This window comes from Sphingobacterium sp. B16(2022), from assembly GCF_012030425.1.
Taxonomy (GTDB): Bacteria; Bacteroidota; Bacteroidia; order Sphingobacteriales; family Sphingobacteriaceae; genus Sphingobacterium; species Sphingobacterium anhuiense.
Genome location: NZ_JAAUVN010000002.1, coordinates 12230 through 28933, shown reverse-complemented (window position 1 = coordinate 28933; position 16704 = coordinate 12230). Strand labels below are relative to the sequence as shown.

13 protein-coding genes are annotated in these 16704 nt (G+C 35.7%); 7 read left to right on the top strand and 6 right to left on the bottom strand.

Features of this window, described 5'->3' with window-relative positions; translation table 11 throughout:
* Positions 1–214: 214 nt before the first annotated feature.
* The gene (locus tag HCX49_RS10505; protein ID WP_132771002.1) at positions 215–1996 is read left to right on the top strand and encodes a hypothetical protein; all 1782 of its coding nucleotides are present in this window, start codon (positions 215–217) and stop codon (positions 1994–1996) included.
* Positions 1997–2099: 103 nt separating this feature from the next.
* Here the strand turns inward: HCX49_RS10505 and HCX49_RS10500 are convergent, their stop codons facing one another.
* From HCX49_RS10500 to HCX49_RS10490, 3 genes are read right to left on the bottom strand one after another with little or no spacing between them, the layout of a single operon-like run.
* A complete protein-coding gene (locus tag HCX49_RS10500; protein WP_132771003.1) occupies positions 2100–3005 on the bottom strand; it encodes a class I SAM-dependent methyltransferase in 906 nt (301 codons plus the stop codon).
* 54 nt (positions 3006–3059) lie between these two features.
* A complete protein-coding gene (locus tag HCX49_RS10495; protein ID WP_132771004.1) occupies positions 3060–3812 on the bottom strand; it encodes an ABC transporter ATP-binding protein in 753 nt (250 codons plus the stop codon).
* A 17-nt stretch (positions 3813–3829) separates the two neighbouring features.
* Complete coding sequence (locus HCX49_RS10490) at positions 3830–4564, bottom strand: MlaE family ABC transporter permease (protein WP_021188651.1); 735 nt, start codon at positions 4562–4564, stop codon at positions 3830–3832.
* A 289-nt stretch (positions 4565–4853) separates the two neighbouring features.
* On the opposite strand from HCX49_RS10490, the gene HCX49_RS10485 reads away from it, so the two are divergent.
* Both HCX49_RS10485 and ispG read left to right on the top strand, forming a co-directional pair.
* Positions 4854–5798, top strand: coding sequence for a LiaI-LiaF-like domain-containing protein (locus HCX49_RS10485; RefSeq protein ID WP_132843025.1), 945 nt, complete (start codon positions 4854–4856; stop codon positions 5796–5798).
* A 46-nt stretch (positions 5799–5844) separates the two neighbouring features.
* Positions 5845–7857 (top strand): (E)-4-hydroxy-3-methylbut-2-enyl-diphosphate synthase, encoded by a 2013-nt coding sequence (ispG, locus tag HCX49_RS10480; protein WP_183917192.1) that lies wholly within the window; start codon positions 5845–5847, stop codon positions 7855–7857.
* Positions 7858–7914: 57 nt separating this feature from the next.
* Here the strand turns inward: ispG and HCX49_RS10475 are convergent, their stop codons facing one another.
* On the bottom strand, positions 7915–8388 hold the full coding sequence (locus HCX49_RS10475) for a T9SS type A sorting domain-containing protein (protein WP_052764493.1): 474 nt from the start codon (positions 8386–8388) through the stop codon (positions 7915–7917).
* A 257-nt stretch (positions 8389–8645) separates the two neighbouring features.
* On the opposite strand from HCX49_RS10475, the gene HCX49_RS10470 reads away from it, so the two are divergent.
* Positions 8646–10592, top strand: a complete 1947-nt coding sequence (locus tag HCX49_RS10470; RefSeq protein WP_132771007.1) for a KUP/HAK/KT family potassium transporter — start codon at positions 8646–8648, stop codon at positions 10590–10592.
* Positions 10593–10731: 139 nt separating this feature from the next.
* Positions 10732–11643: a 23S rRNA (adenine(1618)-N(6))-methyltransferase RlmF gene (gene rlmF, locus HCX49_RS10465; protein WP_168127091.1), complete on the top strand. Its 912-nt coding sequence runs from the start codon at positions 10732–10734 to the stop codon at positions 11641–11643.
* A gap of 63 nt (positions 11644–11706) precedes the next feature.
* Here rlmF and HCX49_RS10460 read toward each other — a convergent pair whose 3' ends face one another.
* Positions 11707–13401: an amino acid permease gene (locus HCX49_RS10460; protein WP_132771009.1), complete on the bottom strand. Its 1695-nt coding sequence runs from the start codon at positions 13399–13401 to the stop codon at positions 11707–11709.
* 80 nt (positions 13402–13481) lie between these two features.
* A complete protein-coding gene (locus HCX49_RS10455; RefSeq protein WP_132771010.1) occupies positions 13482–14165 on the bottom strand; it encodes a hypothetical protein in 684 nt (227 codons plus the stop codon).
* A 112-nt stretch (positions 14166–14277) separates the two neighbouring features.
* Between HCX49_RS10455 and tyrS the strand changes: the two genes are divergently transcribed.
* Both tyrS and HCX49_RS10445 read left to right on the top strand, forming a co-directional pair.
* On the top strand, positions 14278–15561 hold the full coding sequence (gene tyrS, locus HCX49_RS10450; protein ID WP_132771011.1) for a tyrosine--tRNA ligase: 1284 nt from the start codon (positions 14278–14280) through the stop codon (positions 15559–15561).
* Positions 15562–15678: 117 nt separating this feature from the next.
* The gene (locus HCX49_RS10445) at positions 15679–16653 is read left to right on the top strand and encodes an energy transducer TonB (protein ID WP_168127090.1); all 975 of its coding nucleotides are present in this window, start codon (positions 15679–15681) and stop codon (positions 16651–16653) included.
* The last annotated feature ends 51 nt before the right edge of the window (positions 16654–16704 follow it).

Below are 16704 nucleotides of genomic sequence, written 5' to 3'. Positions count from 1 at the left end.
ATTATCCATACAGCCATTTTAGAAATCCCATTCGTTCACCTGCTGTAAAACTGTACTACAACTAAAGGTGTAAAAGAATCATAACTATTACATGAGATCGGGCAGAAGATTCTTTAGGTATATAATAAAAGTGACGCATATCATTTTTTAAACACACAGACATTACTTTTTCATATCCTTTTTATTCGGTATTTCGTATTGAAATAAAACTGATATGACGCATTCATTCCATATTCCCGTTTTGGGTCTAGCATTTTCAATAGATTCCCCTTTAAAAGTCGCTCGATTTGGTATTTCATCTGTGATATCCATTGTAGATGATGAATTAATTGAGCGTATTCGAGCATACTATTGTACCCTAAACAAAAAAGAATACCATCCGATAACAAAAAAAGAACCTGACTACAGAGCTCATCGTATTTCCAGTTATTTAAATCTGGTTTCCAACATTGTTCAAGAACAAATTGAGCATATGCGTATAGAGTTTTTTGAAAAAGGATCAGAGATCGATCGCTACTTCCAGCTCATCCCCGAATCCCACCCCGCAAAAAATATCTATTATGCGATGCTTTCAGAAACAGATATCTTAGAAAAGGCTAAAAAAAAGCAAATCCTTAGATCCTTTATCAAAGCTGGAGATATCGATGTCAATATCATGTCTAAAGTCGACAAAATTAATTATGATAAAGATGGAATTGCATTAGATGATACTTACTCAGACGCGCTAGCTGCCTTACGAGGTTTTGCACAATCAGACCTGCAGTCGTCTGTCATCTTATCAGCAGGTATGAATCCAAGACTATACGCCTATTTAGCAGAGTTGCCTGCTTTCTGCCAGCAAGAAGATGGAACTTTTCAGAAAAAAATAACACTAAAAGTTAGCGACTACAGATCGGCATTGATTCAAGCAAAGTTTTTAGCGAAAAAAGGAATCTGGGTTTCAGAATTTCGTGTAGAGTCTGGGCTAAATTGTGGCGGACATGCCTTTGCAACAGAAGGATTTTTATTAGGTCCTATCCTATCCGAATTTAAAAATAAAAAACACGAATTACAGGAAGAACTATTCAGCATTTATCAGAATTATTGGTTACAAAAAGGTTGCAACTTCCAAGCTGCTCCGCCGATTAAATACACTGTTCAAGGAGGTGTGGGCACATCAAGTGAACATCAATTCCTACTGAAACATTATGAATTTGATGCTGTAGGATGGGGATCACCATTTTTATTGGTCCCTGAAGCAACCACAGTCGATGATGAAACATTATTAGCACTGACCACATCGGAAGAAGAAGACTTTTATATCAGTGGAGCTTCTCCTCTCGGAGTACCTTTTAATAATTTCAGAAAAAGCTCTGCAGAACGCCTTCGCTTAAAAAGAATAAAAGAAGGAAGACCCGGAAGTCCATGTAAAAAGAAATATCTCGTATCAAACTTAGATTTCAGTAATGAACCGCTATGTACAGCTTCACGTGCATATCAAGATAAAAAAATAAAAGAATTACAGGGAAAATCATTAGATCAAAAAACCTATAATATGGAATATGATCTTATTACAGAAAAGACATGTTTATGTGATGGACTAGCTGCCCCGGCATATTTAAAATATAACATCCTGAAACATAAAGAACAAGATGCTGTATCCATTTGTCCAGGTCCAAATACTGTTTGGTTTAAAAATAAGTTCTCCCTTGATCAGATGATTAATCATATTTATGGCAAAGACGATTTGATCAAAAATGATAAAAGGCCATTTTTATTTATTAGTGAACTATACTTATATGTAGCACACATCAAAAAATATGTAGAAATGAATGCCGACACGGTCAATGACAAAAAAATAAAATATGTTGAAAAGTTCAAAAATCAACTTATAGAAGGAATAGCTTATTACAGCAGATTAAAAAATGAGCTAAAGGGGTTTTCAGATCAAATTGTAGAATGTATACCGGAGCAACTCAAAAGTGCAGAAAGAGAACTCGCAGAAATAAAATTTTAATAAGTTCCAACAATACAATATACTGAATTAAAGAGAAACTTATTAATAGTAAAAGGATAGCCAATCGGCTATCCTTTTATTAATTTATATTTTGTTATCGTATCTATTTAGCAACTTTTCTGAACTTACCAAAAACACCCAAAGGTAATTTTGGTCCCGCAGTAGCTTGCAAATATAACTCTCCGACTTCTAGATTTTCTACTTTTGGAAACGCAGTACGAATTAAGTTCTCCACAATAACAGAAGAGAAACCTAACGAATAAGTATTTAAAATCAAGAAATGTTCTTTAGGATCTAATAATTGCACCACATCATGCATCATTTCCATGATATGATCTTCCAGTTTCCACTTCTCCCCTTTAGGACCATGACCATAAGCCGGAGGATCTAAAATAATACCATTATATTTATTTCCTCTTTTTACCTCACGCTTTACAAACTTCAATGCATCTTCTACTACCCAACGAATATTATCAATTTCCGACAACTCTTGGTTTTCATTAGCCCAGCTAACTACTTGTTTAATAGAGTCCACGTGAGTTGTATCTGCTCCAGCGGCACGCGCAATCAATGATGCACCACCTGTATAAGCAAATAAATTTAAGACCTTAGGATTTTCAGTTTCAAAAGCACGCACTGACTGTGAAATATAATCCCAGTTAACCGCTTGCTCAGGAAAAATACCAACATGCTTAAATGAAGTTAATCCCAGACGGAATTTAATCGCAACATCATCATTTTTATATTGAATATGCCAACGATCCTGCGCTTTAGGATTTTTTTTCAACCATTCTCCCGAAGTAGCAGAGCGACCTTTAAATTTAATATCATGGCGTTTATTCCATTCCGCTGCAGATAGCGTTTTTGGCCATACAGCCTGCGGTTCTGGACGAATCAAAACTAAATTGCCAAAGCGTTCTAATTTCTCGAAATCACCACAATCGATTAACTCGTAATCTTTCCAATGTTGTGGTGTTAATAATTGTATATCTGTAGTAGTCAAAATCAATAATTTGGCGCAAAGATACGTAAATCTAAAAACAAATACGCAATGATGAATAGATTACATGGTTTCTTTTGCTCGCTTCATCAGTGGGCTTGCAAATACAAAATTATTTAATTCTTCTACATCAGACCGCATCATATCTTGATTTGAACCTTCCCAAAACTTTTGCCCTTTGTAGAGATATAGAATATATTCTCCAATACCCATTACCGAGTTCATATCATGCGTAACCACAATTGTTGTCGCATTATACTCTTCTGTTAGCTCTAGGATTAGCTCATCAATCAAAATCGAAGTTTCTGGATCCAAACCCGAATTTGGTTCATCACAGAAAAGATACTTTGGACTCATGGCTATTGCACGAGCAATTCCAACTCGTTTTTTCATCCCACCGGATAACTCTGAAGGATAAAGTTTATTCCTTCCTTTTAAATTAACCCGTTCCAAACAAAAATTAGCACGGTCCAATTTTTCAGATTTAGACATCTCCGTAAACATATCCAATGAAAAAATAATATTTTGCTCCACAGTCATGGAATCGAATAATGCGGAATTCTGAAATAACATGCCTATTTCCTTTCGAATTGGGATACGGTCTTCAAAACTAAGTTTTGAAAAATCCTTACCATCAAAGAGAACACGACCTTTGTCCGGCTCATGTAGCCCCACCATACATTTTAGCAAGGTACTTTTTCCAGAGCCCGATCCTCCAATAATTAAACTTACTTTACCTGGTGCAAAAGTGGCATCAATACCTTTCAATACCTCGTTACTTCCGAAGGATTTATAAATCTGCTCTATTTTTATCATAATTATTTTAAAAGAAATTAAAGCATGAGTGCCGTTATTAAATAATCAGCTGCCAATATTGTAATACAGCCAATAACAACTGCTTTAGTACTCGCTTGACCGACTTCTAAAGCCCCACCTCGAACCGTAAAACCTTTGTATGCAGATATGGAAGTGATGATAAACCCAAAAACAAATGCTTTCACAATTGCAACAGTAACAGTAAACCCATTAAAGCCTTCTTGAATTCCCATAATATAATCTGATGGTGTTACTGCTCCAGAAAGAGCTCCTCCCATAAGTCCTCCCAAAATAGCACAAAAAATTGCTAAGATAACCAATACAGGAACCATGGTAATTCCAGCCAATATTTTAGGTAATATAAGGTAACCTGGTGCATTAATACCCATAATCTCTAAGGCATCGATTTGCTCAGTCACACGCATGGAGCCGATTTGTGATGAAATAGAAGACCCAACACTTCCCATAAGCACCAAAGCAGAAATCGTAGGTCCCAGTTCCAAAATATTGGAATCTCGGTTAATGGAACCAATTATTGAATTTGGAATCAAATCAGAAACCAACTGAAAGGCAATTTGCATCGTCATAACTGCCCCGATAAACGTAGAAATTATAAGAATGAGACCTAAAGACCCTATACCAATTTCGTTCATGGCATGCATCGTTTCCTTCCAATAAATCTTTCCTTTTTCTGGTTTCTTAAAAACCGACCGCAGCAATAACAAATAAGAACCAATATGGTGAAATATCATATATAAATAGTATTTTTCTTCTTTAACGTCTAATATACTATTATAACACCATATATTACAAATTGGTTTGCCATAACATTACGATAGCGATACAAGATTCATAAGAATACCATAAACTCAAAACAACTAAAAATAGATCGTCCCCAAGAAATACAATCACTCAATTACCGATGAAATCATATATTTTACCGAGATTAGTACATGAATAACCTAATTCATAAAATCAAAAATTTATTTTAGATTACATTTGTATTGTAGTTTTAAAAACAAACGAACAAATAATTTTATTATGGACGCAAAAAGAATCACCACAGGCATTATATTTTTATTCATCGGAGTAATCTTACTCTTAAGTAAAATGGATATTATTGAGTTTAATTGGTTCGAAGTTTTTCGCTATTGGCCATTATTAATCATTTTGGTGGGCGTAAATATTCTTGTTCCAAAGAAAGACATTGGATATATGATATCTATCGGAACCACATGCGTCATTTTAGCAATATTCACCTTTATAGGCATCACAACACCTAACCAAAGTTTCTTATCCCGAATCATGGAAAACAGAGATCTGGATATTGATTCCGAAAATGAAGAAGATTTCATCGGAACCTCAAACGCTGTCTCTGCCAAAAAAAATATAAATACCAGCCATGCGACTGCCAATATTGACTTAGGAGCGACCAAGCTGGTATTAAAAGATACAACCGTAGCAAATCTCTTTGAAGCAGCCAATACATCTGACAAGTATTTTCTGTCCTTAAATACTGATGTTAAAAACGACGGGGCTGCGACACTTAATTTAAGTGGAAAAACAAAAAAAGGAATAGATTCAAAAGGAAATTCCACCATTATCAAACTAAACAAAAATATCATCTGGGATTTAAACTTTGACGTAGGTGCTGCAGATATGCAAGGTGACTTATCAAATTTTAAAATTAAAAATCTTACAGTTGATGCTGGCGCGAGTAATCTAGATCTTAAACTCGGAAATCCACAAATGATTTCTAATATTAATATTGACGCCGGTGCTTCTTCCATAAAAATAGCATTACCAAGAGAAGTCGCATGCCAGATTATTACAGAAATGGCACTGTCAACTGTAGATGCTGATGACAGTTTTATAAAAGGTGGAGACAAAGGAATACTGACAAGTCCTAATTTTGAAAATGCCAAAAATAAATTCAAAATTTCAATTGATGGTGGTATAACCTCAGTAACAGTTAGCCGCTACTAAAAAGACCCTAGAGAAGTGCAGTAGAATGCATAACTTTGCATTAGATATGGACACAAGTAAACTTTTGACATTACCTGGTATTTATTGCAACTCGCAAACCACCTATTCAAGGTGGAAGACAAGAGAAGTACAAATTGGAGATGTACCCATGGGTGGAGACAATCCGATACGTATTCAAAGTATGACAACAATCGACACCATGGATACCATGGGTTCTGTGGAACAAACCATCAGAATGGTCGATGCTGGTTGCGAATATGTACGAATAACAGCTCCTTCTATAAAAGAGGCTAATAATCTGGCTAATATTAAGCAAGAATTACGCGCTCGAGGATATCATGTTCCTCTAGTAGCAGACATTCACTTTACCCCCAATGCGGCAGAAGTTGCAGCAAGAATCGTTGAAAAAGTACGTGTAAATCCGGGTAACTATGCCGATAAGAAGAAGTTCGACCAACTGAGCTATACAGACAGTGAGTATCAAGCTGAATTAGACCGTATTTATAAAAAATTCAAACCCTTAGTCAATATTTGTAAAGAATATGGCACTGCTATGCGCATAGGAACCAATCATGGTTCCCTTTCGGACAGAATCATGAGTCACTATGGTGATACTCCAGAAGGAATGGTTGAATCGGCTATGGAATTCATCAGAATTTGTGAAGACTTAAATTATTACAATTTATGTATCTCCATGAAATCAAGCAATCCGCAAGTGATGGTTCGTGCCTATAGACTGCTGGTCGAGAAGATGATTAATGAGAACATGAACTATCCATTACATCTAGGTGTAACGGAAGCTGGTGATGGAGAAGATGGACGCGTCAAATCAGCTGTTGGAATAGGAACTTTATTAGAAGATGGTTTAGGTGATACAGTACGTGTTTCGCTGACTGAAGAGCCAGAAAAAGAAGCTCCAGTTGCTATTGCTTTAGTTAATCGATATACAAAAAGACAGCACGATTTCAATACGTCTGTGATTCCTCCAATCTTAAAATTAACAGACAATAACAGTCCTACTCCCTATATCTCAAAAGAAGTCAATACTTTTATTGGAGGATCATTGGTCCCACGTGTGGTAGTTGACATATCCAGACAAAATCTAAAAGATGCCGGTTTCTTGTCGCAAGCAGGCTACCGCTACGATATGCTGTTAGACAAATATCACATGGGAGAGCAGTCGGTTGATTTTGTTTATCTAGGCGATCAATTGCCATCTTTTAACATGCCGGCAAATTTAAAACAACTGTATAATTACAACACGTGGAAAAGTATTCAAAATAAAGCCAATATACACCCTTTATTTACGCTGGAAGAATTCAATCAAGCTAATGAGAAGGATGCTTCTTTAAATATAGTAAAAATTAAAAACGAAGATTTAGTAACAAGTTTATTTGAAACGCTACCACTTGATAAAACTATTGTGTTTCTTTTAGAGACAACAGCAGTTCATGGCATGGCAGAACAAAGACAATTCTTCAAAAATCTTCAAGAAATTGGCTTAGATAACCCGGTTATCATTAAAAGAACCTACGAAGCCGTGGCATTTTCTGGACCAATAGGTGATTTCATGAATCCGGAAGAACCAATTTCGAAACTTCAGTTATACGCGGCGACCGATTTAGGAGCACTTTTAATTGATGGCTTTGGATCCGGAGTTTGGATTGATTCGCCAGCAACACCTTTGGACAAAATAGTATCCTTATCATTTGGAATTCTACAAGCAACAAGATCTAGAATTTCTAAAACAGAATATATATCATGCCCAAGCTGTGGACGTACATTATTCGATCTGCAAGAGACCACGCAGATGATTAGAAATAGAACAAATCATTTAAAAGGATTAAAAATAGGTATTATGGGCTGTATTGTTAACGGTCCAGGTGAAATGGCTGATGCCGATTATGGCTATGTAGGAGCCGGACCTGATAAGATTACACTTTATCGCGGACAAGAAGTTGTTAAGAAAAATGTAAGTTCAGCACATGCTTTAGACGAGCTCATCAACATCATTAAATCGGATGGCTTGTGGATAGAAGAAAGTGAAATTCCTAATTAACGAAAAAGGCTTAAATGATATCATTTAAGCCTTTTATATTTTTTATCGTTCTAATTTCTATTTACGCACAGAAAATCTCTTTACAACAGTTTCTGAGCCAGAAACAACACGGATAAAGTAAAATCCTGAATTAAGTTTACCAGTTGGATCAAAAGAAAGATTTTGATTACCAGCATCTAAACTTCCATTCATTAACTGAACGACTTCATTTCCAAGTGCGTCCATCACTTTAATCGCAACTGAACTTTGTTTCCCTAATTTAAATGATAAACTTATTTGTTCTGAAATCGGGTTATAAAAAACTTTAACATTATTAATCAGCTTATCTACTTCCTTCGTATTATCAGAATTAGCGGTTAATCCCATAGAATAAGCCAGATGATCAGCCTTATCCAAATAAGATAGTCCATCGTTATTGGCCGTTTCAGTAGAATTCGAAGTATGCAATACAGATGCATAGCCTAAACTTCCTGTCAGCGTAATCACACAGAGCAGGCCTAAATAAGCTATTTTTTTAATAATAATTTTCATTTGTATATAGGACTTCTTAGATCGGTTATAGTTTAAATCAAATATAATATTTCCCAATCAATTTATCAACAACAAAAGTAGGTTATTTGTTTAGATATTATTAACTTATATTGAATAAAAATTTGCCATTTAACAATTTTTAACAAGATTTGCCGTTGTCAAACTAATTGCTAAAATTTGGCACGAGTTTTTCTATTGCAACGAACCTTCATATTCGTGTTAAAATGAAGGTTTTTTTACTTAAATCAAATAAAAAAATGACGACTAGTCATCAAAGTACCGCACAAAAAGTAAGTCTTGCTGGTCTACTAATTAGTTTAGGGATCATATTTGGAGATATTGGTACCTCTCCACTTTACGTTTTCAAAGCCATTATGAACAAAGGTGTCATTGACAAAGACCTTGTTCTGGGTGGATTATCATGTGTCTTCTGGACAGTTACCTTACAAACAACTGTTAAGTATGTCCTGATTACCCTTCAGGCAGACAACAAAGGTGAAGGAGGAATTCTCTCTCTTTTTTCATTGGTACGTAAAAGAGCACCTTGGTTGATTTTTCCAGCAATGATCGGTGCAGCTACTCTCCTTGCAGATGGCATGATTACACCTGCCATCACCATCTCTTCGGCGATTGAAGGATTAGACATTAAGTATCCGGGTCTACCAACAATTCCAATTGTGGTAACAATTATTACCTTATTATTTGCTATCCAACGCTTTGGAACATCGGTAGTTGGTAAAATCTTTGGTCCACTGATGTTCGTTTGGTTTTCTACCATCGGAGTATTAGGTATTAGTAATATTCATCTTGAATATGAAGTATTAAAGGCGCTTAATCCTTATTATGCTATTAAACTACTCATAGCATATCCGAATGCCCTTTTCATCATTGGTGCTGTATTCCTATGTACAACAGGAGCAGAAGCTCTCTATTCTGATATGGGACATTGTGGTAAAGGAAACATCCGCATCAGCTGGATTTTCGTAAAACTAACACTCGTATTGAACTACTTTGGTCAAGGTGCTTGGTTATTGACACAAGAAGGCAAAGTACTAGGAGAAAATAATCCTTTTTATGCCATCATGCCACATTGGTTTCTTGGTTACGGTATTGCGATTGCAACCATGGCTGCAGTAATCGCCAGTCAAGCCATGATCTCAGGGTCATATACCCTTATTTCGGAAGCTGTACGCTTAAATATATGGCCGAAGGTTGCTATTCGCTATCCAAGTGATCATAAAGGCCAATTATATGTTCCTTCCATCAATCTAATTTTGTGGGCTGGATGTATGCTGATCATTAAAATTTTTGGAGAATCTAGTAATATGGAAGCCGCCTATGGTTTGGCCATCAACTTGACATTCTTAACGACAACAATTTTGATGACTTTCTTTCTTGCAGCTAAAAAAGTCAATAAATATTTCATTGCATTATTTACAGGCTTCTATTTAATATTAGAATTGATGTTTCTAGTCGGAAATGGTGTAAAAATTGCGCATGGAGGATGGCTTACATTATTATTAGCATCGCTTCTATTTCTCATTATGTACGCTTGGTGGAGTGCCAGACGTATTAAAAACAGATTTGTTAACTTCATCAATATCGATAAGTACTATCCGATCATTTCAGAATTGAGCGAAGACAAGTCTGTACCTCCATACGCTTCACATTTAGTGTATCTAACAAGTGCAAACTTCAAATCAGAAATTGAATCCAAAATAATTTATTCGATATTAAATAAAAAACCAAAACGTGCCGACGTGTACTGGTTGGTTCACGTTGATGTTATGGATCATCCCCACACACGTGAGTATACAATCGATCAATTAATTCCTGGAAAACTAATTCGTATAGATTTCAAACTAGGCTTTAGGGAGGAGCAACGTATCAGTTTGCTATTCCGCAAAGTAGTGGAAGATATGGTGCAAAAAGGTGAAATTGATATTACCAGCCAGTACGATACTTTAAAGAAACACAAAATCCCAGGAGATTTTAAATTTGTTGTATTAGAAAAAGTACTCTCAAAAGGAAATCAATTAAGTTGGTCCGAACGTATTATCATGGAGATATATGGTTATCTTAAAAAATTAAGTCTATCCGAAGAAAAAGGATTTGGTTTAGATGCTAGTTTTGTAACTATAGAACGCGTACCACTAAGTTTACCGCAAACAACAACCATAGATTTAAAGCGGAAAAACAACTGATAGTATCCTGTTTATACCATAAGCCTCCAAGAAGTTAAACACAGCTTGGAGGTTTTTTTATTGAGCATTTACCACCAGCTATTTTTTATTTCAGCGATCTCTTAAAATAAAAGCTTATTTTTGCATCAAATACAACATTATGGCAGGAACAGCAACAACTCCCACAAAAAAACTTCACCCTAGAAATAAACATCTTGATGCATACGATTTTGCGAAATTAATCAAAGTCGTTCCTGAACTCAAACCATTCATTTTTGTTAACGATTACCGAACAAAAACAATAGATTTTACAAATCCAGAAGCAGTAAGACATTTAAATAAAGCATTGCTTCAGCAATACTATAACATTCAATATTGGGATATTCCTAAAGAGAACCTTTGCCCTCCTATTCCAGGGCGGGCAGACTACATTCATTACGTTGCTGACATATTAGCGAAAGGCAACAATAATGAAATTCCAAAAGGAAAACAAGTTAAAATCCTTGATATCGGAGTTGGCGCAAATTGTATCTACCCAATTGTCGGTCATCACGAATACGGTTGGTCATTTGTAGGTTCAGAAATTGTAAAGAAAGCGTACAAAAATGCCATTGAAATCGTTCGGTTAAATCCAGAACTTAAAAACAATGTGCAGATTAGATTACAGAATAACCCCAAAGCTATCTTCAAGGATATCATTCTCGAAAATGAAAAATATGATATGGTGATCTGTAACCCACCATTCTTTTCCTCTCAATTAGAAGCATTGGCACAAGCAGACCGCAAAATAAAAAGTTTAAAGCCCGCTGAGCAAGAAAATATCGTTCAAAGTTTTGCAGGTCAAGGAAGCGAACTGTGGTGCGATGGTGGCGAAAAAGCTTTTATCGGACGAATGATTTTTGAAAGCCAATTTTATAAAGATCAAGTAAAATGGTTTTCGACATTGGTAGCTCACCGCGAAGATATCAGAGGTTTACAACACAAGCTTAAAAAGCTGAATGTAACCGAAATGGAAGTCATCCGAATGGAACAGGGAAATAAAGTTGGCAGAATCCTTCTCTGGAGATTCTAGCAGATATAAAAAAAGCTCTAAACAATGTTTAGAGCTTTTTTTTATCTAGTAGCATGATGCACGTTAAGAAATACTTTCTTTATTTAATTTCGAGTGCTTATATCCATAAAGGAAATAAATAACTAATCCACCAATAAGCCAAATAATAAAGATAATCCAGTTACTCGCTCCCAATTCTGTCATTAAATAAAGATTAATCAAAATACCAGTTACCGGCAATAAAGAGAAATTCATTTTAAAACTATAAATGCTAAGTCCTAACCAGGTTAACCAAAAAATAATGATCAACACCTTATGTTCGATTATCTCCATAAAAGTCAGGTTCTTCCATTCTAATAGGATTGCCTGTCCATAAATCCACATCAAAACAATAGCACCCAGTAAGCCTAGACCAACTAAATATTTACCATTTACATAAGGAACTCTAAATTTTGACTTTTCAGATAATCCAGAATAATCCATATAAAGAACACCCGCACATACCATAATAAAGGCAAAGAAAGTACCTACACTTGTTAAATCGACAAAAAAATCCATCTTAAAAAACAATGATGGAACTCCCACAACGATACCTGTTACTATAGTTGCATAAGAAGGGGTTCTATATTTAGGATGTATACGTGCAAAGCGTTTAGACATCAGCCCATCCCGGCTCATCGTCATCCAGATTCTCGGTTGCGCCAATTGGTACACCAATAATGCACTTGTAATCGCAATTACGGAAGTAACCGATATAACACCAGCCATATAATCAAACCCAACATACTTAAACACAAAAGCTAAAGGATCTTTTACATTCAACTCCGTGTAATTAACCATACCAGTTAATACGAGGGTTATAGCGACATATAAGACCGTACAGATTACCAAACACCAGATCATAGCCTTAGGTAAATCACGTTGCGGGTTCTTACATTCCTCTGCAGTCGTTGAAATCGAATCAAAACCAATAAAAGCAAAAAACACAGCCGCAACACTTCCCATAACACCGTGCATTCCGTTTGGAGCAAAAGGTGTCCAGTTTTCCGGTTTCACATAAAAGATACCCCCAAAAATTACAGCCAATATAATCCCGACTTTGATCATAACCATGATCGCACTAGCACGTTGTGATTCTTTAATCCCAATATAGACTAAAGCAGTAACTAGTACAGTAATAATACCTGCAGGGAGATCAAAGATGATTGGTACTCCTCCGATTCGCGGAGCGCTTAAATAAGCTTCTAATCCCTGCTTATCTGCTGCCGTCAATGCATTTGCACCGTGCTCAGCAAGCTTTTGTGATGCGTCCAATGCATAGCCAGGAGCCATCGATAACCAAGCGGGTATATGTATCCCAAACCCTTCCAGCATTGAAGCAAAATACTGAGACCAGGAAATTGCAATTACGGTGTTAGAAACGGCATATTCCAAAACTAAAGCCCATCCGATAATCCAAGCAAATAATTCCCCAAAGGCAACATATGCGTAAGTATAAGCACTTCCCGAAACTGGAACTGTACTGGCAAACTGAGCATAAGACAAAGCCGTAAAAACACAGGCAAAAGCTGTAAAAATAAACAGAAGTGAAACCGCAGGTCCCCCTTCATAGCTTGCTAGGCCGATTGTGCTGAAAATTCCTGCACCGACAATAGCCGCAATACCTAGTGAAACCAAATCTCTTACACCGAGTACCTTTGCAAGTCCTGAACCCTCACCATGTTGCGAGTCGTAGATAATCTGATCAACACTTTTCTTACGAAAAAGTCTTTTAAACATGTAGTTTATGTTAATATGTTAAGTAATTTGCTACGAAAATAAAAAAAAATAATACGGATAATAGTAATGCATCACAAATACTATTCAAAATCTATCATTTCATAATGAATATATTGATAGATGTCATGAAAATCCTTCATATTTTCTTTTACATAAAGGCTTAATTTACTGCTTACCGATAAAACTTGATCTTCATGAACATCAAAAGACCATAAACGTTTACAAATCTGAAATAACGCACGGGTAACCTGTGCCAGATCCGTATATTCATAAATGTACTGAGAGGCAATAAATCTATCAAAAAAAGTATCAAACTTCGCGACATCCTTTAGTTCACTAGTAACTAGAAAAGATCTTAAAGAGTTACGGTCTACCCGCTCAAGGGCGGTATAAAACTTAGCAATAGAAACAGCTTTATGTTCAATTAAAAGATGATCTAATAACAGTTCTAGTGCGATATGCGCAAAAAAAGAAGGCCTAATCGGAAGTCCGATCAATTCATTCTTGACAGATTCTTTGATCTCATGTGTATGGTGGAAAAAGTAATCCGAATTGTGGAACAGACGGTCAACTTCAATATGCCCATTCCACCCTTTAAGTAATTCAGATTGTAACGGCTTGGCTCCTATCTGATCTTCAAAATTATTGGGTTTGAGGATAAAAGCCTTATCGGCATTTTTCAATAGATCAGGTAATAAGCTACCAACAACTCTTTCAGGAGTCGTCGCAAAACGTTCAAAATAAAAGTGTGATAAAAAATTCATAACAGCATTTTTATACCTACCGTAGTCATTTAACGAGAAATATTCACTCAATATACAGCTTAATCTCTTATATTTGTGGCTTATATTAAAAATTTTTAACCCATTTTACACAATGAGCTTTGTAGAAGAATTACGCTGGAGAGGCATGCTTCAAGACATTATGCCCGGAACTGAGGACTTACTAAATAAAGAAAAGGTATCTGGTTATATTGGTTTTGATCCAACAGGAGACTCTTTACACGTAGGTCACTTGACACAAATCATGACGTTGATACACTTCCAAAATGCAGGACACAAGCCTGTTGCTTTGGTTGGTGGTGCAACAGGAATGATTGGAGACCCTTCATTCAAATCTGCAGAACGTAACTTATTGGACGAACACACATTAAATCACAATGTGAATTGTTTGAAAACTCAGTTAGGTAAATTCCTTGCATTTGGAGAAGGTGAAAATGATGCCAAAATGGTTAACAATTACGATTGGTTTAAAGATTTCAAATTTTTAGATTTTATTCGTGATGTTGGTAAATTAATTACTGTTAACTATATGATGTCTAAAGATTCTGTAAAAAAACGTTTGGAAGGTGAAAACGGCCTTTCGTTTACAGAATTCTCGTACCAATTGATTCAAGGATATGACTTCTATTATCTATGGAAACATCACAACTGTAAAGTACAAATGGGAGGTTCCGATCAGTGGGGAAATATCGTAACGGGTACAGAATTTATCCGTCGCCAAGATCAAGGGACTGCTTTTGCTATCACAACACAGTTAATTAAAAAAGCTGATGGCCAAAAATTTGGTAAAACTGAATCCGGAGCGGTATGGTTAGATCCTAAGAAAACATCACCATACAAATATTACCAGTTCTGGTTAAATACTTCGGACGATGATGCTAAAAATTGGATTAAGATCTTTACTTTAAAATCTAAAGAAGAACTTGATAACATCATTGCCGAGCACGATGCAGCTCCACATACAAGAGCAGTACAAAAAGCCTTAGCAAAAGACATTACTATTCGTACACACTCGGAAGAAGCATATGAAACAGCAATCAAAACTTCTGATTTCTTATTCGGCAATGGTACGCTTGAATTCTTAAATGGATTAGATCATGAAGCTATTTTAGATGTATTCGAAGGTATTCCGCAATTCAATGTTTCACCAGAAACTTTGAGCAGTGGTATTAACATATTAGATCTACTAGCAGTCAACACACAGGTATTCCCTTCTAAAGGTGAAGCGCGTAAAATGCTACAAGGTGGTGGTGTGTCAATCAACCGCGAAAAAGCGACAGATATTGAACAAGTAATCAATGCTTCTCACTTGATTAATGATAAATATATCATTGCACAAAGAGGAAAGAAAAACTACTATTTAATTATTGCTGAATAAACTTTTTTAATTACATAAAATAAAAATGACCGACTTGATCGGTCATTTTTATTTTATGAACTTTTACTATCTTTACACTTTAAAAAAAATTACATATCCAAACAGACATTAAGTTAGATGAGAAAAATCGCATTAATAAGCCTGCTGTATCTTATAACGTGTACTTTTAGTTATGCACAAGTAAACATTCAAACACTTTATACAAAAAATAACGAAGTAACAAAAGAGTTAGATAAAGCATATTATGTACGTCTTGTCAGCATTCCAGATCAAAATACAAAAGATACCTTAGTTGAAGAATTTTATCTTTCTAATAATGCACTCAAATTGCAAGGAAAAGTAACCAATATCTCCGGAACAAAATTTAAAGGTAAGAAATACGAAATGTTTGAAAATGGGAATCTCAAATCAGAGCAGATGTATTCAAATTATTCAGAACAGATCGATACGGCATTCTACTATCATCAAAATGGTAAAATAAAATCTATTCTATATTATCCCTTTGCGATCGATAAAAAAGGTAAATATAAAATTGAAGAAACACTTTATTTAGCCTACGCAGATTCAACAGGAAAGATCCTGCTAAAAGATGGCAATGGTTTCGCCGTATCAGATAACTCCTATAGTTACGAAGAAGGTAACTATGTCAATCACAAAAAACAAGGTGATTGGAAGGGGCACTTTAATGGAAAGCGATATACCTTTACAGAAACTTTCATAGAAGGGAAACTGATTTCAGGCATTACCACAGATTCAATAGGCAATAAAACACCTTATGATTCAATTACAGGCTGGAAAGAACCTACTTATCCAGGAGGTATTAGAGCACTGATGAGCTTCATCGGTCAAAATTATAATTATCCTACGCAAGCACTGCGTGCTGGTGTACACGGTGTAGTAGAGATCGAATTCGTTATCGATAAAAGTGGAGAACCCCGCGATTTTAAACTTAAAAGAGATATAGGCTATGGAGCCGGTGAAGCTGGAATCAGAGTCGCTAAAAAGATGAAAAAATGGGAACCAGGGCGACAAAGAGGTATACCGGTCAATGTCAAATATTTACTTCCCATTCGTTTAAATTCAGCAAGATAAATAAAAAGCCTGTTCTTTTCAGAACAGGCTTAGTTATTATAATCAACCACA